This is a genomic window from endosymbiont of Lamellibrachia barhami (genome assembly GCF_011947365.2).
Lineage (GTDB): Bacteria > Pseudomonadota > Gammaproteobacteria > Chromatiales > Chromatiaceae > QGON01.
This window is the reverse complement of sequence record NZ_JAAVSH020000001.1, coordinates 294651-315367: the sequence shown is the minus strand read 5'-3', so window position 1 is coordinate 315367 and position 20717 is coordinate 294651. Positions and strand designations below refer to the sequence as shown.

The 20717-nt window shown below is 55.1% G+C and carries 7 protein-coding genes; 1 reads left to right on the top strand and 6 read right to left on the bottom strand.

Features of this window, described 5'->3' with window-relative positions; translation table 11 throughout:
- From G9Q73_RS01310 to G9Q73_RS01290, 5 genes are all read right to left on the bottom strand, one after another.
- Nucleotides 1-2888, bottom strand: a 2888-nt coding sequence (locus tag G9Q73_RS01310) for a PKD domain-containing protein (protein WP_177418142.1), incomplete at its 3' end; no start/stop codon positions are given.
- A gap of 95 nt (nt 2889-2983) precedes the next feature.
- On the bottom strand, nt 2984-9793 hold the full coding sequence (locus G9Q73_RS01305; protein WP_177418141.1) for an FG-GAP-like repeat-containing protein: 6810 nt from the start codon (nt 9791-9793) through the stop codon (nt 2984-2986).
- An 879-nt stretch (nt 9794-10672) separates the two neighbouring features.
- Complete coding sequence (locus tag G9Q73_RS01300) at nt 10673-11053, bottom strand: hypothetical protein (RefSeq protein ID WP_177418140.1); 381 nt, start codon at nt 11051-11053, stop codon at nt 10673-10675.
- 103 nt (nt 11054-11156) lie between these two features.
- Nucleotides 11157-11909 (bottom strand): PEP-CTERM sorting domain-containing protein, encoded by a 753-nt coding sequence (locus G9Q73_RS01295; protein ID WP_177418139.1) that lies wholly within the window; start codon nt 11907-11909, stop codon nt 11157-11159.
- Nucleotides 11910-12338: 429 nt separating this feature from the next.
- Entirely contained in the window at nt 12339-13193 is an 855-nt protein-coding gene (locus G9Q73_RS01290; protein ID WP_177418138.1) for a pentapeptide repeat-containing protein, read from the bottom strand.
- 268 nt (nt 13194-13461) lie between these two features.
- Here G9Q73_RS01290 and G9Q73_RS01285 point away from each other — a divergent pair, with 268 nt between their 5' ends.
- On the top strand, nt 13462-16377 hold the full coding sequence (locus G9Q73_RS01285; protein ID WP_177418137.1) for an efflux RND transporter permease subunit: 2916 nt from the start codon (nt 13462-13464) through the stop codon (nt 16375-16377).
- A gap of 93 nt (nt 16378-16470) precedes the next feature.
- On the opposite strand, the gene G9Q73_RS01280 is transcribed toward G9Q73_RS01285, so the two are convergent.
- Nucleotides 16471-20427 carry an NIDO-like domain-containing protein gene (locus G9Q73_RS01280; protein WP_177418136.1) on the bottom strand — a complete coding sequence of 1319 codons (3957 nt, stop codon included), beginning with the start codon at nt 20425-20427 and terminating at the stop codon, nt 16471-16473.
- Nucleotides 20428-20717 lie beyond the last annotated feature (290 nt).

Sequence of the window (20717 nt, the reverse complement as noted above, 5' to 3'; positions counted from 1 at the left end):
AGATAAGGACCACCGGTATCCGCCAGCGGCGGATCACCGGTCACCGTCACCTGCCGGCTGATCCGGTCGATATCACCGCTATCATCTGTCACCGTCAATACGACGGAATAGACACCTTCGTCAGCGAAGGTATGAGTAACCCCGGCGCCACTGTCGGTTGTTCCGTCACCGAAGTCCCAATCGTAACTGACAATGGAACCCTCATCATAGGAACCAGCGGCGTCAAAGTCGACCGACTCGCCCTCATTGATCGAATCGGCACTCTGTGTCGCCAAGGCAAAGGGCTGACCGGTCACGCGACCTGCGGGGGCAGCCACGCCAAGCGTGGTGCTGCCGGTATTACCGATGCTGAGCCGGACGCCGAAGGTGCCGTCGCCGTTACCCGGATAGTACCAGGCGGTATTCCCGGTGTAGTTAACGGCCACGATATCCAGATTACCGTCGTAGTTGAAGTCGTAATCAGCGTAGGCGGAGTGGTTGTCGGTATCCAGCGAAGCCACGTAGACACCCGGCTGGAAGGTGGCGTCTCCATTGCTCTTGTAGAAATAGGGGTTACCGCTGCCACCCTCTACGGCAATCAGGTCGTCAAAACCGTCATTGTCGAAATCGCCCAGCACCACACCGTAGGGGTCAGAGCCGGGATCAGCGATATGACTGGTGACGAAGTTGCCGTCGCCGTCACCCTGATAGAGGTAAACATAACCATCGCCATAGCGCGCACGGGCAATATCCATATTACCGTCGTTGTTTACATCCCCCGCATCCATACCGCGGCCGGAACCGCCGGTATTCGGCAACAGGCTGATATCAAACCCTGAAATATAACTGCGGCGGCTGATCTTGAAGTCATCGAACCAGAACTGCTGGCCGCTGGTGCCGTTGTTGTTGGTCCACCACTCAAAGGTCGTGATCCGTCCTTTGGCATCAGGCCAGTTCCCACGAATGGCTTCCGGCAGGTCAATGGAGATCGTGTGCCAACTGTCATCATCGATCAGGCTGACCACCGGGTTCGATGGATAACCATCCGGATCGGCCGTTGCCGTGCCACCAATCTGAATCCAACCCTTATCATCGATGTAGAAGAAGAGGCCCACCGGAACACCGGGCGGAATCCGGTAGGCGAAGCTCACGATCGGCCCGTTGTGCAGATACCAGCTTGCCGGATTGATAAGCCCAAAGAGGCCGGAGCCATCTCCAGTGGCATCAAGCCGCATGGACCAGTTACCGCTATTGGCCGTGGAGTCGTCACGCATCAATACAGTGCTATAACCGCTTGACCACCCTTCATTACCGATCTCGAATCCGCTAAAGAAATGGGTCTCCTCACCGAACTGCAGACTGCCCTGGTTGGTAAAGAGCCAGCTGTCACTGCCGTTGCCGGTGACCACGAAGTCCATCTCGCCGTCGTTGTTGAAATCTTCCGCCGCCATGTCCATAAGCCACGAATTGACAGTATGGGCACTGTCTCCCACATGTCCCAGATAGACCGGCGCTTTGAAGGTGGCGCCGTCCTTCTCATAGTAGTAGAGGTGGAGTCTATGACCGTCGTTGCCGTGACCGGAGATGAGATCGAAATCACCGTCATGGTCGAAGTCGGCAATGGCCGAACCACCGCGTGTGTAGTGGCTGATATCCGACAGGAACTGCAGCTGAGAGAATGTACCATCGCCATTGCTGCGGGCGTAGTGAAGTATGCTGTCATCACGGGCCGTAACGATATAAACCTCGGGGCCTATGACGACGTCGAACGATTGGGTGTCACTCAGCCCCCGGCTGTCCTCGACCCCCACCGTAACCGCTGACTTGCGCGGATCACTCGCAGTCGGTGTCCAGATCACCAGACCCGACGCTGCATCGATGGTCATCCCTGCCGGTCCGGCAGTGAGCGAATAGCTCATGACATCGCCGAAGGCCAACTCCGAGTCGTCCACCACGATCTGATAACGGTATTCGACATTCTCCGCAGCAGCGACATTGGGCGGCGAGATAATGGTAGGACCGTGATTCAGCGCACCAACCACCACGGTAAAGCTGTCGCTACTGCTATTGCCTGCCTCATCGGTAGTGGTGAGTGTGGCCTGGTAGATACCGTCGTCCGGGTAGGCGTAATCGACTGCCAGCCCGATGCCGATGATCCCGTTGCTGAAATCCCAGCTGTAGTCGACGATGGTGTCATCCGCATCGGTGGAACCGGAACCGTTGAAGTTGATGACCTCGCCCGCACCCACCTCGGTATATTCGACGTTGGACGAGGCAATAGGCTCGGCGGCGGTGGTGAACTGCAGATTGTCGAGCAAGACTGCGGAGTTGCCCCGGCCGTCACCAGTATCGGTGATGCGCAGCTCCAGGGTGAACAGATCCGCGCTGCCGGCGTGGGCGGAAACATCCGCCACCAGGGTACGCAGGCCTGTCTGGCGGGTATAACCTGTCCAGGGAGCCGCATAGGATGGGATAAAGGTGTCTACCGTGAGCAGCGTCTCTTCGCCGCCGCTGCTCACCAATATCAGTTTGACGGTGAACAGGTCGTTGGCGAAGCTGGGACGAGGTTCGTCGGAGAGAAAATCGTAGTCGAGACGCAGGGCAGCCATCTCTGCCGGTATGGTGAAGTTCTCGATCTTCAACAGGCTGACATCCGCATCCCCCGGGGTGCTTCCGTCATCCGGCTCGTTGGTGAGCAGCGCCGCCTGGGATCCTTCGGTGGGACGCAGCGTTCCAAATCCGTCGACCAGCCGCACATCACCTTCGATCACCATGCCACTGAAGCCGGACTCGAAACTGCCGTCCGCACCGCCGATAGAATGGGTGCCTGCCGACACTGCGAACGGCAACAGACCCGCTACTACCGCCAGCAGGCCGGCAGCCAGGTTTCGCGCATTCCACAGTGTCATTGACAGATACATATTCATACCCACGCTGTCAGTAATACCTCTTCTCTCTCCAACCCTCGGCCCTAGGCCCTAGGCCCTGAAACCTTGGCCCCTATTTAAGGATCCGGTACCTCGGTCATGGTCCAGATCATATCCACAGCTTTCAGCCCCACGCAGGCGCTGGTGACATCACCTCTGGCGGCCGCCTCATAGGCGGTAACCGTTGCCTTGGTCGCTTCGTCCACCTTCTTGTGATACTCGACCAGTTCATTGATCTTGTCGGTAAGCCCAAGGGCAACGACCAGCCTGCCTCTCCTCAGTGCATCGATCTTGCCGGCGATATCCTCCAGCGTCTTGTACCAATCAGGCTTGAGATCATCGACGATCGACTTAAACATATCCTTGCCTGCGGACAACAGCGCCTTGTAGCCTGCAGCGATCTCCTTGCGCGAAGCGACCATCAGCGAGATGCCACCGTTGATATTATTGCCCATCATCTCCATAGCCTTGGCGAATTTCGTATAGGCGGGTTTAAGGATGCACTCAGCAATCATGGTGGCGCGCAGGAAGAAGCGGACCTGATGCGGCACCGTGGCCTTCATCAAATCCATCCGTATCCCTTGCACGACCATCATCTCGGCCAGGGTGAACTCACCGGTGGGATCGACATAGTTGACCGGGTTATCGTTGGCGTACAGATATCGATGCAGGCTGATGGGGCTCTGCGGATCGCCCGCCGCCGGATCCATGGAGATGAAACGACCGCTTGCCGGATCGTAGTAGCGCGCCCGCAGGTAGTAGAAACCGATATTGGGATCGTACTGTTCGCCGACGAAGCGGTAACTGTTTTCCGTACTGCCGGTAGCAGCGACTTCATTGCCATAGGCATCGTAGAGATAGGTATCGGTGAGGTTCTCGGCGCCGTTGGTCAGGCCGCGTACACTGCCCAGCCCGTCCGCATGGTAGTAACTGATGGCACCGCCACGATCCTGACTCAACAGATCCATGCCGTAGGTGTAGCTGACCTGGAGGGCACCACCGCCGCCCAGCTCCTCGATCACCTGTGCCACACCTGTCTGGTTGCGTCCATCCACCAGATAGCGGGTGGTGCCGGATGCATCGGTTCGGCTGACCCGGATGCCGTCGCCATCATAGACATAATCGGTGACTGCCCCACCCGGTACGGTAGCGCGCACCATGCGATCCGCTGCATTGTATTCGAAGCTGCTCGTATCACCGGCTTCACTGGTACTGGTGAGGTTGCCGTTTGCATCATAGCTGTAGGTAGCGGCACCAGCGCTGGTCATACGGTCGTTGACGTCATAGGTATAAGCGGTGATCGCACCGTCTTTGTCGACTTCTGTCCGGTTACCGACGGCATCGTAGCTGTACTGGTGATCGTAAGCGTTGGCACCGACCCGGGTCTCGCGAATCAAGCGGCTGTTATCGTCGTAGACATAGTCCACAGCGTTACCCATCAACTCGTCGATCCGCATACGCAGGCCGTTGTCATTCAGGGTGTAGACATAGGCCGAGATGATGTTGCTGTCGCTGTAGCGATTATGTAGCGATGTCAGCTGATTGCGACTGTTATAGGCATATTCCGTGCTGGTCCCGTTGGCCTGTTCCAACAGCACCAGGTTGCCCACAGGATCATAGCCGAAATCGGTCACCCCACTATCTGCGGCGGTAGTGCTGAGCAGGCGACCCAGTGCATCGTAGCTGTGGCTCGTGGTACGACCACCCGATGTGGTGACGCTGGCGAGGCGGTTGATGACTGTGTAGGCATAGTCGAGCGTCAGTCCGTCAGGATCGGCCCAGCGCACCAAGCGGTTGCGGGTGTCGTAGTCATAGCTGGTGGCGCCACGGCTATCCACCACGCTGAGTCTCTCCCCCATGCCGTTGTAGGTGACCAACAGGCTGCTGCCATCGTGGTAGAGGGTTGTGGTTCTGCGCCCCCGTTCATCGCTGCCGAAGGAGGTCAGATTGCCGTTGAAATCGGTATGCTCAACCAGACGGTTTGCTGCGTCATAAGTGAAACTCTCAGACTCTCCGCCCGGCAGCGTGCGTGATGTCCGGCTGCCCGCCAAATCATAGGTATAGAGGGTTGTATGACCATTGGCGTCTGTCTGGCTGACCAGGTTGCCCGCCTCGTCGAAGCCGAACAGGGTATCGGATCTGGGATCACCCGCCATGGGCGGCGGCAGCGAACTCTTCAGCAGACGGTCCAGAGCATCATATTCATACTCGGTGACCAGACCCATCGGATCGGTGCTGCGGATCTCTTTGCCCGTTGGGTTATAGAGACTGGAGGCGGTATTGCCATCCGGATAGAGCGTCAGGATCTTCCGGTTCCCCGCATCGAAGGTGTACCCGGTGCGGTTGCCGTTGGCATCCACCACTGCGGTGCGATTCCCGTTGGCGTCATACTCATAGACCGTCACCGGCTGGGTATTGGCGCCCGCCACTGCATCGTACACCAGCGGTTGTGTCGTACTGCTACGACGACCGGCGCTACCGTAAGCATGCTCGGTGCGGTTACCGGCCTCATCTATCTCGGCGACCAGGTTACCCGCACTGTCATAGTGTTTGACTCGATCCGAGCCGTCCGGATAACCCACATGGATGATGTGGTTGGCAGCATCGTACAGATAGGTGACGGTGTTGCCGTTGAGGTCAGTCACCGCATCGCGGTTGTAATCAACATCGTAGCCGTAGACCGATGCCGTGCCGTCCGGGTAATCGATACGCGTCACCTTGCCGAGTACGTTGTAGGTATATTCTGTGCGCTCGCCGAGGCCATCGATCTCGGTGATCCGGTTGCCGACAGCATCGTATTCCATCTGCGTCACATGACCGAGCGGATCAGTCTGGGCAAGCAACTGCGAATTGGCATTGTAGGTATAGGTGGTGGTAGCGGCAGTGGGGGTTCCGCCAATGCTGACAATAACCGTCTGGCTCAGCTTGTTGCCGTTAGCGTCATAGGCATATTCCATACGCCGCAGCCTGACATCGCTGCTGTCATAGCGCTCTTTGGCGGTCACGCCACCCTGGGCGTTGTATTCGATCAGCGTGTAGTTGCCCAGCGGGCTGGTCTCTCTGATCCGGTTGCCAGCGCCATCATAGGTGTTGAGCCAGGTGTACCCGATGCGGTCTGAACGGGTGATGAGCTTGCCCTGACCATCATAGACCCAGTTCCTGGCGTTGCCCCGCGCATCGGTATGACTCAACATTCTTCCGGCATCGTCATAGGTGTAGCTGTGGGTCAGATTGAGGCCGCCGCTGTCGCGCACATCACCGGTGATGTTGCCGCGGACGTCATAGGTAAAGGTGTTCAGTGTGCCGTCCGGCAGGGTTTCAGAGGTCATCTGGCTATCGGCATCGTAGACCCGCACCGTCTCCACCGCCTGCACTGTCCCGTTGATTACCGGGAAGTTGGTCTCGTGGGTGACATTGCCCCGGCTGTCATATTCGTAGATGGTCGGATTGCCCCGGCGGTCGCGCAGGATCTGGGTATTGTTGTCGATATCATATTCCATCTCGACCCGGTTGCCGTTGCCGTCAGTGATGGCGATCAGCCTGCCGTTTGCATCAAATTCCTGACGTTGCGTGGTGCGTCCCAACGGATCGATGATCTCGGTCAGATAGTGTTGGCTATCGTAGACGTATTCGCTGCGGTTGCTCTCTCCATCGGTCTGCGCCAGTAGATCGCCAGCAGCATCGTACTCATAGATGATGTCGTTGCCATTCGGGTCGGTGATGCGGGTAATCCGTCCCTGGGCATCCCGCACGAAGCTGACGCTAAGCCCGTCAGAGCGAGTGAAACCATTGTCGGTGATGGTCACAGTCAAACCGCCGGGATCAGTGACGCTGGTGAGTTTGTAGTTAACCGATGCCTTGTTCTCGTTCTGGAACTGGTAAACGAAACCGTCAGGCGCCGTATAAGTGAAGATAGTCGGATTGTAGATATCAAGATTGAAGTCGTATATCTCAACCGGGCCAAGACCGCCGATCACCAGGTCAGGGGTCGTACCGCCTGCTATCAGCGTACCCTCAGCATCCCCAATAGGTTCGTAGTTCATGCTGTTCAGGAACTCTATGGGCACCAGCTGCTGCTGGTCCGGGTTCGGGCGGGCACTGAACTGATATTTCTCATCCTCACCGAACTTGATCGTGACCAGATGCGGCCGGGTCGGCGTCAGATAGTAGGTTGGGAACCACCCACCACCGCTGCTGTGGTTCCATGCTTCACCAGCAGGCCGGTTGGCGACTAGTTCGGCCTGGGTCAGCGTCAGGTACCAGCCGTAACCGAAGTCGCCCGGGATATTGCGGCGGCGACTGTCATAGGTCCGGTTGACCGTGATCGGGAAGCGGCCCACAGTGAGGTTTTTATCCTGGTAGTTGACCGAGAAGAGTCCAAGCTGGAACTCTGCAGTGACGTTGAGCTCATGCAGCAGAGTGCTGGTCAGTCCGTTGATGTCGGTCGCTGTGAGCCTGACCTGATAGAAGCCCGCCTCCATCAGGGTGGTATCGAGCACACCGATATTGCCGTCGGTCACGGTACTATAACCCGTGTGGAAGTGGGTAAAATCGAAACTATCCAACGGAGCCCAGGCCAGCGTGTACTCCACCAGAGTTTCATCATCCACCGTACCGTCGATGTTGACGAATCCACTGAGCGGTTCCTCCTCATCAGGCGAGGTAATCGTCACTAACGGCGCCGTGGTATCCGAGGCAGGATCCACTGCCTGGAATGAATCCATGACCGTCGATTCATTTCCCGTGGCATCCCGTGCCATAGCCACAGCGTTGTATGTACCTAACACCGGCGGGGTGTAGACGGCGCTGCCACCGGCATCCAGTGGAACCGGTGTTCCGTTGATCTCAAGGGTTCTCTCTGCAACACCCACGTCATCCGTCGCGATAACCGTGAGCGTGACCGGATCACCTAATGCCACGGTATAGGGATCGATGGTCAGAGTAACCGTGGGCGGCGTGGCATCGGGTATACCCACCGCCTCGAAGCTGGTGCTGGTAGTTGAGAGGTTGCCGGCGGGATCCCTGGCGCTGGCCTCCACGATATAGGTGCCTGGCTGGTAGGCAATATAGGTGGCCTCACCGGCGGCATCCAAAGTCAAATCAAGCCCGCCAGGGTCTCCAGGTCCAGTTACCTTTGCAGTGCGCTCGCTGACTGCGACATTGTCAGTAGCGTTGACACTGATGGTGACCGGATTGAGCAGGTCAACGGGATCGGGCAGTGCGGTTACGTCTACCGTGGGCGCTTCTGTATCGGCCTGGATATTGATGACAACACTATCGGTGCCCTCATTACCGGCCGCATCATGTGCCGTGGCCACTGCAGTGTACGGACCGAGAACCACACTCACATAGGTCGCATCGCCATTGACATCGAGCGGATGGGGAGCACCGTCCACCTCCAAAGCAAGATCGGCAACAGTACGATCATCCGTCGCCTCAACATGGATCGCCACGGACTCTCCCTGCAGTACCGTGGCGGGGGTGGCGGTCATATTCACCGTCGGATCGACAGTATCCTGGGTAAAGACATGGAATTCACTGCTCCGCGTACCCACGTTACCGAGGCTGTCCTCGGATGTAATCAGCGCCGTGTAGTCTCCCGCAGTGGTCGGCACATACAACCCGACCCCACCCACCAGCGGCACAGGTATCCCGTTGATGGTAAGGGCAACCGAGACGACGCCGTCCTCATCGAAGGTCTGCTCGGTAACGGTTACCGTATCGCCCGCCTCGATATAGTCCGGGGAAATGGTGATGCGGGTCCGCGGGAAGGGAATCTCATTGATGAGCAGACGGTTCTGACCCTGAGGGTTGGCCTGTTGCAGATCGGCATCGAAATCGTTTTCCACATCCTGGGGCTGCAGACTGAAGGTACGGCTGGTATCGACCGGCAGTTGTGCACCAGTGCCGTCGCTGAACAGACCATTTCCGTCGTTCAAAAGCAGACGATCCTGGCCCAGGTTGGCCAGGATCAGGTCGTCATCACCATCGTAATCGACGTCGGCCACATTGACCTTGACCACATAGTCGTTCAACGCGGGCAAACGCGCGCCGCTCTCATCGCTGAAAACGCCACTACCGTTGCTGATCAGCAGGCGAAGACCTGCTCCCCCACCAGCCAGAATCAGATCTGGATCCCCATCACCATCGATATCGGTAATCAGGACATCGAGAGTCGTATCCAGCAATGCGGGCAGGCGCAGGGCGGTCTCATCGCTGAAGACCCCCAATCCGTTGTTCACCAACAATCGATTTTGGGTACCCTGATTCGCGATCAGGAGATCTGGTGTGCCATCCCCGTTCAGGTCCGCGACCTCCAGGTCAAAACTGGGATCCGTGTCTGCGGGAAGCCGCAACGTGGATTCATCGGTAAAATTCCCGCTACCGTCGTTGATCAGGATCCGATTCCGGCCATCCCTGTTGGCCACCACCATATCCAGATCATCATCCCCATCCAGATCCCGCAGCTTGACCGCCATGCTCTGTGCGGCATCAAACGGCAAGCGGGAGAGACTCTCATCGGAAAATGCTCCGGCTCCGTCATTGATGAAGACCCTGTTTTGTCCAAAGACGCTGGCCAGTGCCAGATCCAGATCGCCATCTCCATCCACGTCGCCGAAATCGGCGTCTATCAGGGTATCGTCAAGGACCGGCAGGCGGGTGCTGGTCTGGTCGTCAAAAGTACCGTTACCATCGTTGATGAGAAGGCGGCTCTGACCACTGTTGTTTACGAGAAGATCGGAATCACCGTCGATATCAGCGACAGTTTGGCTGTAGCTGTTGTCCGTTGCCGCAGGCAGGCGTAACGCGGTTTGGTCAGTGAATGCGGAGAAGGCGGGGGAGACGATGAAACAGGTGAGGAGAAAAAAGATAAACAGGTACGCCACCCCCAGAGAGTTCGATGTGATTCTCCGGATGAAATATCTGACGTCTTTACGCCAGTTCTGCCCACTTTTCTGTAGGCGCCGCACTGTTCAAGCCCTCAACTCGAAGCAGAGATTCTGCTGAACAACATCGGGTAACGCAGAATTAACACCCGATACAGAGTCGTCGTACAGGGTACTCATCAGTTACTACCTCCCCATGTGCCAATCCGGCACTTACTCGGTTCTGCCGAGTAAAAACGGAGGAGCCGTCCACTGAGAACTCCTTTTCTATTTTTCCCTGTCTGTTTTTCAGCGAGAAAAATGTTACGGCTCACTCACACAACTATTCGCCGTCCTCTATAGGTATATAGGCAAACATTGTGCCGCTAACCATAGATTTTTGCGCTGACTGATATAGGCACAGCCAATAACATTGTTTTTTATAGGCTTTTCTGGTGGTTAGGAAGTAGCCTCTCAATCATTCGCTGACCCAAAAGAGACTCATCGATTTTTCAGGCGAGGGCAACGAATCCCATTCCAGTCTTAGCCTGAAAAAGACACTCCCGGATAACACCTTGTTTTTGTATGTGAATTACCTGGGGAATTTGCGGAGAAGAAAGAGTGTCGGAAAAATTTACAGTTTTCGACACTCTATTAATCGTTAGATGACTAATCAGGCAGGATAAAAAACACAATCTGTTGACGTGCATCAATAAAGAAGCATTAACTCCGGCATAAATAAATAATTTTTATTTGTTTTTCAAAATGTTATGTATATTTGAAGTTTTTTCCGATTAGGCAGGAGATTCCAGCCTATGGTGTCGGAATTATTTACAAAAGAATGGGATTCCCTTGAAGGTCAGGCCCAAAATTAGCGCGGAGGGAGCCGCTCCTGCTGAGCTATTCCGCTTGTTCCGCAGCGCGAAGGGAGTGCAGTGCCTGGTGATCGATATCACCCGGCAGCTCCTCGGGGCGATTGTAGTAGATGTCCCAGAACGCCGCCGATGGCAGCCAGCCCTTTTCTGGCAGGAAGACCCTGCGCCCTTCCGCATCGACAGTAAATTTTGCCGGTTCTGCCGGGACAGCAGGTTCTGCCTCAACCTCGACGGCCTGGTCGGCTGAATCCTCTTTCGGCGCTTCCATGGCGGGATCCGGCACATTTCGTACTCTCGGCGCTGAGGACTCTGCCGGACGCTGAGGCGTATCCTCCGGTGGCGCATCTCCACAGGCAGAGAGGAAAAAGGTCAAAAAACAGATGATGATGAGTTTGCCATTTTCCACCGAAGAACCTCTCTTTGCAGTTGTAGCGACGCGAGTAATCTGGCTGGAAACCAACGGCGGAGCGGCGTTTGCCGCTCCGTGCAAGGGAGACTCGGAAGAGGGTTCAGGCAGTATGCTTGCGGCGGCGAATGCTACCCAATCCAAGGAGGCCAACGCCAAACAACAGGAGAACTGAAGGCTCTGGAGCCGGAATCGATGACTTAAACAGAGAGCCGGAGAAAAAGATCTGATCCGGGGAAGTATCATCCGAGTGCGAGAGATAAAAACCGCTCAAAGGTGCGGTGTCGCTCAGCACCAGCTCGATGAGCATCTGCTCGGTGTCAGCAAGGGTGAATTCCCAACCCATGGCCATGGAGACATCATCCGGCGGTGTCAGGGTTTGATTATCGTTCCAATCATAGAACACCTGATTATCCAGAAATACATCCCCCGGGTAGGACGGAGCGTAACTGTTCTCTATGTTCCAGTAGATATCACCGGTATATGGCAGACCTGCAGATCCATTGGAGGGTGACCCGAACCCAGGCTCATCGATCTCCCAATATTGGTCAGCCGCCGATACCCCATGAGCCGCACCGGTCTCATTGAAGGGCGTATTGAGCGCCTGGTCGATTTCATGGTCGAACCAGCCGCCGAAGAAATGATCGCCGGTTCCGGTAATGGTTGCCGAAATGATGCCCAGTCCCGTCGTCATGTTGAATGCACTGACATCAACGCCGACAGGCACGGCAGCGGCGCTGAAAGTCCCGTCGACATTGAAAGCGAAATCTTTCAGATCAATGGTACCGGCTTGGGTGGAAAAGGCTGCCAACCCCAGGACCGAAGCCAGAATCCATGCGGAATATCTATGTTTCATCACTTTACTTTCGCCTCCCGACATCAGATACAAATAGTTATTTTTTACGGATAATTAAGTTCACAGCAAGATTCGAACCAAATATTTTTTACACCCGCATAACTTTTTGTAATCTCTAATAATTTAATAAAAATTAGGATTATTTATCCCATCCCGCCTCCAGCTAAAATCGCGATTTGTAAAATATTCCGACAGGAAAAAATAGGTAAAAGGCAAAAGGAGACCGTGCCACAAAAAGGGCCAAACTTAGTCGTTACTGTTGTTAGCTGAATGCCCGATCCGCTACGCTTGATCGGGCCTACGCATTCGTTTTTTTTGGAAAGAGAGTGCTATCTCTCAGAAAGCAGTAGCGACAAAGCCCGGCCTATCCACTGGCACGAACGCCTTTCGCCTTTAACCTTTAACCTTTAACCTTTAACCTATCTTTTTTCACCTAAGATTCTGCTTATACGACGGTATATCCGCATTCAGCGCCTTGGAAAAGTTGGAGAAGTCCATGGTCACTGAGGCCAGTTCGACGCCTTCGAAGTTGGTGTTGGTGACATCGGCACTGCGCATCACGGTGCCCCCCATCACTGCATGAGAGAGATCGGCGCCGGAGAGATTGACATTTCTCATGACGCAATCCTCGGCGGAGATATTGCGCAGATGGGCGCCACTCAGGTTGGCCCCTTCCAGGTTGGCCAGATTGATCGCGCTGAAACCGTCCGGCTGCTGACTTTCGAGGTTGATCCCGCTGAGATTGGCCTTGATCAGGTTGGTGTCGTTCAGATGGGCATCCCGGAAATCGGCATTGGAGAGATCCGCTCTGCGCAGATTGGCCTTGATGAAGAGCGCATCGTGGGCCACGCTGCCGGATAGATCGGCCTGCTGAAAATCGGCATCGCACATATCCGCACGGCTCAGGTCGGCACCTGACAGGTTGGCTCGTCGAAACATCCCGTTGCGCAGATCAGCCCCTCTCAGATCAGCCCCGGAGAGATCCGCCCCTTCCAGCACCGCCGCATTGGCGCGTACGTTACTGCCGAAACGCGCCTGAACCAGATTCGCTTCCTTCAGACTCGCACCACTCAGATGTGCATTATTGAATGTTGCCCCTTGCAGATTGGCGCCACTCAGATCAGCATCGATCAACTCGGTAGAGTTGAATCGCGCACCCCGCATATCCCTGTTTCTCAGATCCGCCGCCTCCAGATCCATCTCCCGCAGATCTGCACCGACCAGCGTTTCGAGTTCGAGACTGGCAATCACTTCACCCGACACTCTATTTTTGATTTCCAGCATTTTTCTTCTCCGTTTTTATTCCCGCGTCACTGTTATCTCTACATGAAAGCATAGTCCCAGCCCCTACCCTCTGGAAGACTTTATCCACCCAAGATGATCATGATCAACAGAAGAATGTTATCAACAACTATACTTTCTCGTAGATAGTGCGTTTTTTCGCAGTCTGTGGAAAGCCGTTAATGACAAAAAAACATCACCCAGATTTCGATCGCGTCGACCAGCTCTCGACCATGCCGCGCTACCCCATAAGGTTGAACTGCCGCTGGGCATGGCCGGTAATGTCGCCCGCACATTCATCGACTCCCCCCTCTCCCCCCTGCTTCTGCTCGCTTGCCTCTTCATCGGTATCCTGGGCCTGATCTTCACGCCGCGGCAGGAGGATCCCGAGATCCTGGTGCCGATGATCGATGTCTTCGTCAGTTACCCCGGCGCCTCCTCGGATCAGGTCGCCAGTCTGGCCACCAATCCGCTGGAACGCATGATGAGCGAGATCCCCGGCACCAAGCACATCTACTCCGCCAGTGAGCATGAGCAGGCCATCGTTACCGTCCGCTTCAAGGTCGGGGAGAAGCTCGGCCCCTCTATCGTCAAGGTACACGACAAGATTCAGTCAAACCTCGACAAGATGCCCCCCGGCGTGGCAATGCCCCTGGTAAAACCCAAAGGCATCGATGACGTTCCGGTGATCACCGTCACCCTCTGGTCAGAGGAGATGAGAGGCGTCAATCTGCGCGCCCTCGCCTTCGATGTGCTGCAACGTCTGAAGGAGGTGCCCAATACAGGACAGGGTTTCGTCGTCGGCGGACAGGCGCGTCAGGTACGCATCGAGGTCCTGCCGGAACGGCTTGCGGGTCACGGCATCAGCTTGGACTCGGTAGCCAACACGATCCGCACCGCCAACATCGAGCAGAGTTCCGGCTCGTTGGAGATCAGCGATACCCACTATAAAGTCACCGCCGGTCACTTCCTCAAAAATGCCGCAGATGTGGCAAAGCTGGTGGTGGGCAGCCATTTCGGCAAACCCGTCTATGTCCACGACGTGGCGAATGTGTTCGAAGACGCGGAAGAGACCCAACGCATGGTCAGCTTCATCAGTGGCACCGCCTTGCCCGATGAGGCGACTCACACTGAAGGCGCACCCGCGGTCACCATCGCCATTGCCAAGAAGGAGGGAAGCAACGGTGTCGCCGTGGCCGATGCGCTGTTGGATAAACTGGAGCGTCTCAAAGGGCGGCTGATCCCCGCCAACGTCAATGCCGAGATCACCCGCAACTACGGCAAGACCGCCAATGACAAGGTCAACGAACTGCTCATCGCCCTGCTCGAAGCCACCATCGCGGTAAGCATTCTCAGCTGGCTGCTGATCGGCCGCCGCCCGGCGATGGTGGTCATCACCATCATTCCGGTGGTCATCCTGGTCACCATCTGGTCCTCCTGGGTGATGGGTTACTCCATCAACCGGGTGAGCCTCTTCGCCCTGATCTTCTCCATCGGCATCCTGGTGGACGACGCCACGGTGGTGGTGGAGAACATCTTCCGGCGCTGGCTGCACGACGATTCGACCAGTAAAGCGATCGCGATAGATGCCGTGCGCGAGGTCGGCAACCCCACGATCATCGCCACCCTGACGATCCTCGCCGCCCTGCTGCCGATGGGCTTCGTCAGCGGCATGATGGGACCCTATATGTTTCCCATCCCGCTGTTCGGGTCGGTGGCCATGATCTTCTCTCTCTTCGCCGCCTTTGTGTTCACCCCCTGGACCGCACGTCTGATGCGACCCAAACTCGATGCACTGAAGCGGGCGGAAGAGAAAGAACGCAAAATCCAGGCCGCCATCGGCAAGCTCTACCGGCCTATCATCGAACCCCTGGTCCACAACCGGCATCTGGCAAATATTTTCCTGATCAGCATCATCATCGCCTTCTTCGCCGCCTGTTCTCTCTTCTATTTCAAAGCGGTAACGGTAAAGATGCTGCCGTTCGACAACAAACCGGAATTCAACGTCGTCATCAACATGCCCGAGGGCACCGCCCTGCCGGTCACCGCCAACGTAACCCAACGGCTGGCCCGGCACCTGAAGGGCATGCCCGAGGTTACCGCTCTGCAGACTTACATCGGCACCGCCTCCCCGTTCAACTTCAACGGCATGGTGCGCCACTACTATCTGCGCCAGGAACCCTGGCAGGCAGATATTCAGGTGATGCTGATCGACAAGGATGATCGAAAGCGCAGCAGCCACCAGATCGCCGAAGCGGCCCGGCGCCTGCTGACACCCTTCGCTCAAGAACTGAACGCGCGCATTTCGGTGGTCGAGATGCCCCCCGGCCCACCGGTACTGCAGACCGTCGTGGCAGAAGTTTACGGTCCGGATGATCTCACCCGCAAGACCGTTTCAAAAGACCTGATAGAGATGTTCAAAGCGGCCCCCAATCTGGTGGACGTCGACTCCTACATCGCCGATAACTATAAGCGTTGGCACTTTGCGGTGGATACCGAAAAAGCCACCCGCCGTGGCGTGCAGGTGGAAACCATCACCCGCAATCTGGACATGGCCCTCGGCGGCTACAAACTGGGCGACGTGAAACGGGGACACGAACTGGAGCCGACCTATCTGGTCATTCAGTTGCCGCTGGCCTCTCGCGCCGAACTGAACCGACTGGCCAACCTGCCGATCGCCGGAGGAGAGGGCACAACCATTCCACTCTTCGAGCTGGGCAGATTTGAACTGATAGAGGAAGACCCGATCATCTACCATAAGGATCTGCGTCCCATGGAGTATGTGGTGGGCGAGAGGAGGGCAAAACCGGCGTACCACTCTACGGTATGCTCGCGGAGGATCAACTCAAACAGTATAAAACGCCGGATAGGTTCAGCGTCTAGCGTGGCACTTACGACGGGGCCAACGCTGGACGATGCTGTTCCGGCTTCGAATGGAGGAGTATGCATCACCTTCAGAGACTTTCCGCGATTCTGGGGCTTGCCTCAGCCGCAGCATCGGTATGATCGCATCCGCTGGTATGGGAGTCTGACAACCATCCAGCCGGTGATCATCATGGCGCCGACCCCGTTAATTCCTGACGGTATCATCCCCGTCACTGGCTACTGGCGTGAGTTCACTGCCACCTCCATGATCGGCTTTATCACCAATACGGTATCGGTGTGCGCAAATCGATCCTGCTTGTAATTTCACAAGAATGAAGTCCATCGCGGTGTGAGCATCAAAGAGGCGGTAATGATGGCAAGAGATCCGCATGCACCGGATCTGGGTAAATCGATCTTACTCGCCAACCTCGTCATAGCCGTAAAGGGTTCGGCCGCCATGAGCGTCTTCCACAGCGGTCAGGCGGTTCACCTTATCATACTCATAAAGGGTGGTGTTGTCGGCCTGGTCAGTCCTTGACACTACATTTCCCACAGCATCATATTCGGTATGGGTGGAACTACTGTCCGGAAATAGAGTCTGTATACGGCGATTCATACTGTCATACATGTATCCTCTTATTCTGCCAAGCGAATCCTTCGCAGTTATCACATTCCCATTTTCATCATGAGTCATGATTATTTCATTTCCCATAGGGCCTATGACCCGGTTGAGCCTGCCCATTTGATCATAATCATACTCGACACTGACGCCGAGGTTGGTCATCTCCCTCATACGGCCGCCAGGCCCATACTGTACTGAAATCCTTGGATTGTCAGAGTCGTCACCAGGAGTGTTATCGGGGTAAATTATAGAAAGAGGTTTGTCTGCCTTGTTATAAGTGAGTTTCTTTGTTTGTCCAGCGCGATCAGTAAGGCTCGTTAGTACGCTGAGCCGGTCATATACAAACGATTCACCAATGCCGTCAGGATATGTCTTGGAAGCGACTTTGCCGGCCGGGTTGTATCCCGTAAGCATTCTCTGTCCTGATGTATTCTCTATTGCAGTTTGATTGCCCTGCGAATCGTACTCAAAGTTGACTATATTCCCTTCAGGGTCGAGGGCTGAAAGCACGTTTCCGTTTTTATCATAAGTCCAGGTAGTAACGAGATCACGTGGTCCGGAAGGGGTGGTTACTGTCCGTATCTCTGTATGTTTGTTGCCGTTTGCGTCATAGGTACTGGTTGTCTCTCTGCCCTCTGCATCAACAACCTTTGTGCGGTTTCCATAATTATCGTATTCATATGTCGTGGTATTACCACCGAAATCTGTTTCTGTCAGTTTGTTGCCTCTTACATCGTATGTAGTTGAAGAGATTTTTCCATTCGGGTTTTCCGTGGCAACCAATCTGCCGTTTACGTCATATGTGTAGCCGATTGTGTTGAGGAGCGGGTCTGTAACAGACAAGAGCTTACCGGATACGTCGCGTGTATAGGATGTTATATGCCCATGAGGATCTTCTTGAGATAGTAGGTGGCCATCCACATACGTATATATAGTTACGCCGCCAAGGGAATTACTTTCAGACAATATATTTCCATCAGCATCGTATACTGTACTGATCTCAACACCCTCTTGGTCCACCTCCCTGATAACGTTGCCCCATTGGTCATATTCGATAATTTTGTTATACCCATTTTCAATTATCACTTCCCTTCGGTTTTCAAGATCATGGATCTGTTCTATGCGGTTTCCTTCCGAATCAACGGTGGCAATAAGCCTGCCGTTTTCATCGTATTCGCTTCTCACCGCCCTTGTTCCGTCAGGATTGAGGATGTCGATCAAATAATGGTCGGCGTCATAGGTGAACTGGGTCTGATTGCTCTCCCTGTCCGTGACGCCGGTCAGATCGCCGTTGCCGTCATAGTCGTAGACAATAACGTTGCCCAGTGGATCGGTAACCTGTGTGATGCGCCCCTCGGCATCTCTCTCGAAGGCGATGCCCTTGCCGCTGGTGTGAACCACACCGGCATCGCTGATAAAGAGCGAATTGCCATTGCGATCCTGCAGCCGAGTCATGCCTTCGTCGACCTCGAAGTCAAACTCCCGCCCGTCGAGGGTCTTCAGTCTCACCTGCGTCGGGTTGAACAGTGAATAGTCATGGGCATTCACCACCCTATTGGAGCCATTCTGGTAAAACACCTCCACGTTGCCGAGGATCTGTAACTCTGCTCCCGGATGAGTCCCGCCGATGTTCTGAAACAAGGCATCAGCAAAACATCCACCCAAGGTGGATGACATATTGGTCATTCCGGGCGAGAAATAGTAGTACTCTGTCTCGGAGAGGCTAACCTCGGTGATGTGGGGCAGCGTCTCACTGACCCTTTGGCAGGGCACGGGGAACGGAGGACGCGATGACGCAAAATACCATCCCTCACCCGGGGCCCGGTTGTGCGTGAATTCTCCGCGCCGGAGATCCAGATCCCAACCGATACCGAAATCCCCACTTGTCTTATTCCGGCTATCGTAGATGCGGGTGACGGTGATCGGCACCCCACTGACAGGAATGTTCAAATCCGTGAACGACAATGTAAGCACTCCGGGCTTGTTGAATCCGGTGACCATGACATCCCGGGTAACCACCGACGTGTTGGCATTCTCGTCCCAAGCTGTCAGCCGGATCTGATAGATACCGTTCAGAAGCAGTGTGGGATCGAGTTGGCCCAACACGGCGTCGTCAACATTATCGAGCCCACTCCCAAACATCGAAAATACTTCTCCGACCTTAGCGTACTCAAGTGTGTAGGCAGCGAGATTTACATCGTCGACCGTGCCGATAACATCGGTCTGCGAGACAACATCATCCTTGTCGTCCGGCGTCTCAATAGCAAGTACAGGAGGCTCATCAAGCGTAAACATGACCCCGTTGCTGGTCTCCCCTGCCGTCATCACCGTTACCAGACCGCTTGAAACGCCTCCCGGTACGGTCACTATCAGTTCATCGTAGGCACCACCTGTATCGGCACTAACCACTGTCGCAGGGATGCCATTGAAACTGACCTGATTGTCACCGGGTGCAAAACCGAATTCATATCCCCTGATATGAATTGTATTGCCGGACGCCTCCAGGTCTGGTGTAAGGATCGTTATTGTCGGTGAGCCTTCAATGGCAAAGTCACTGGTATTGCTGATTAATCCGCCCTGCTCAATGTAGATTGAGACAAACTGTGTCCCAGCAGGCACCGTTACCAGCAGTTCACTTCCATCTATATTGACCGACTCTGCATCAACTGCAATTTCGGAGCCGTCTGCTTTCACAAAGCGTACTGAGTTGTTTCCTGCAACCGTATCGAACCCGCTACCCGAGATGGTCAGGTTTTCACCCGATTCAGCTGTTATGTAGGAGACATCGGATATGAGGGGATTCAGATCCAGTCGACGCATGACCGCATGGATCAGACGCGTGTTGTCCTGCCCGTCGATAACACCGTCACCAAAAGCCCTACCACCGACTCCAGGATCTGGCGCAAGATCAGAAAGCGAGAGCATTGGAGAGGTGTTCAACGCCAGATCGCCAAGATACTGCCTGGAAAGAAAATACTGATCATTGACACTCAGCATGCCATCACCATTCAGATCACCAAGCGGTCTGCCCTCCTCATGGGCATTACCTGCCAGCGTAAAGCTGAAAGCACTGCCACTGGCAACCTTGCCCTCCTGGTTGAAGGCAACCTGTTTGCCCTTGGTGCCATCGATATTCTCGATACCGATGGAAGCAGAACTGCCACTGACCCGGCCATTTCCTGTGACACCCGAACCATTTTCCAGAGAATGATATTGAAGCTGGACTTCGTTGCTGCTTTCAAAGAGGATCACTTGAAAGGTGAGCCTGGAGGCAGGATCCGCTTTCAGCGGAATCGCTTTCCAGGTAACAATAAATCGCCTGTCAGGTGCTGCACCCTGCGTTTCGTAATAGATATCAGCACTGGGATTCAACGAAGGATCGAGATCATCCCAGAAGACAGCAATCAGGCTGTCCGGGCCGGCAGTGGAGGGTAAAGGCGTGTTGCCTGGCTCTATGTCGATACCGAAGGTGAGATATCCGTTTGAGGTGATCGTGACTGAGTTGAATGGCCTGCCGAAGTACTCAATATCAAAACCGATGGGCACTGCCCCTTTGGCATCCTCATCGACCAGCTGAGGCAGCACACGGGTACCGGTGGTGGAAATATCGACAAAGTAACCAGGGACACTGTTTACCGTGTATTCAGCAGGATCTGGAGGTGTCGATGCAAAGGCTTCACGGGGAGCAATGGAAGAGAATATCCAGGCGGGAAATACCAGGGTGATGCTGACCAGGTAGACCAAAAACACACGCAGAAGGCCGTGGCGCTTCCAGAATGAACGCCCCCCCCCTGCCGTCAGCTATCAACGATGGATAATAGCCCATGACTATTCTCCCATCCTAGGAAGCCTACCGGGTAATTCGGACTGACCGATTACCTCGGTAAGTTACCGGTTCTGTCGGTGGTCAACGCAATCTTTTGCGTAGCACCAACTCCCTTGAGTCCTTTCTTTATTCTTGTTAGCGAATTTTAACATCATTCTGATGTTCGCTCCCTGACCCATATCAGCATTTCCCTCGCTTCCACACGGATCCTGGC

What these genes read in the sequence shown, in the direction of transcription:
- G9Q73_RS01295 (WP_177418139.1), bottom strand. Translation starts at nt 11,909, where the DNA reads ATGAAACATAGATATTCCGCATGGATTCTGGCTTCGGTCCTGGGGTTG.
- G9Q73_RS01290 (WP_177418138.1), bottom strand. Translation starts at nt 13,193, where the DNA reads ATGCTGGAAATCAAAAATAGAGTGTCGGGTGAAGTGATTGCCAGTCTC.
- G9Q73_RS01285 (WP_177418137.1), top strand. Translation starts at nt 13,462, where the DNA reads ATGGCCGGTAATGTCGCCCGCACATTCATCGACTCCCCCCTCTCCCCC.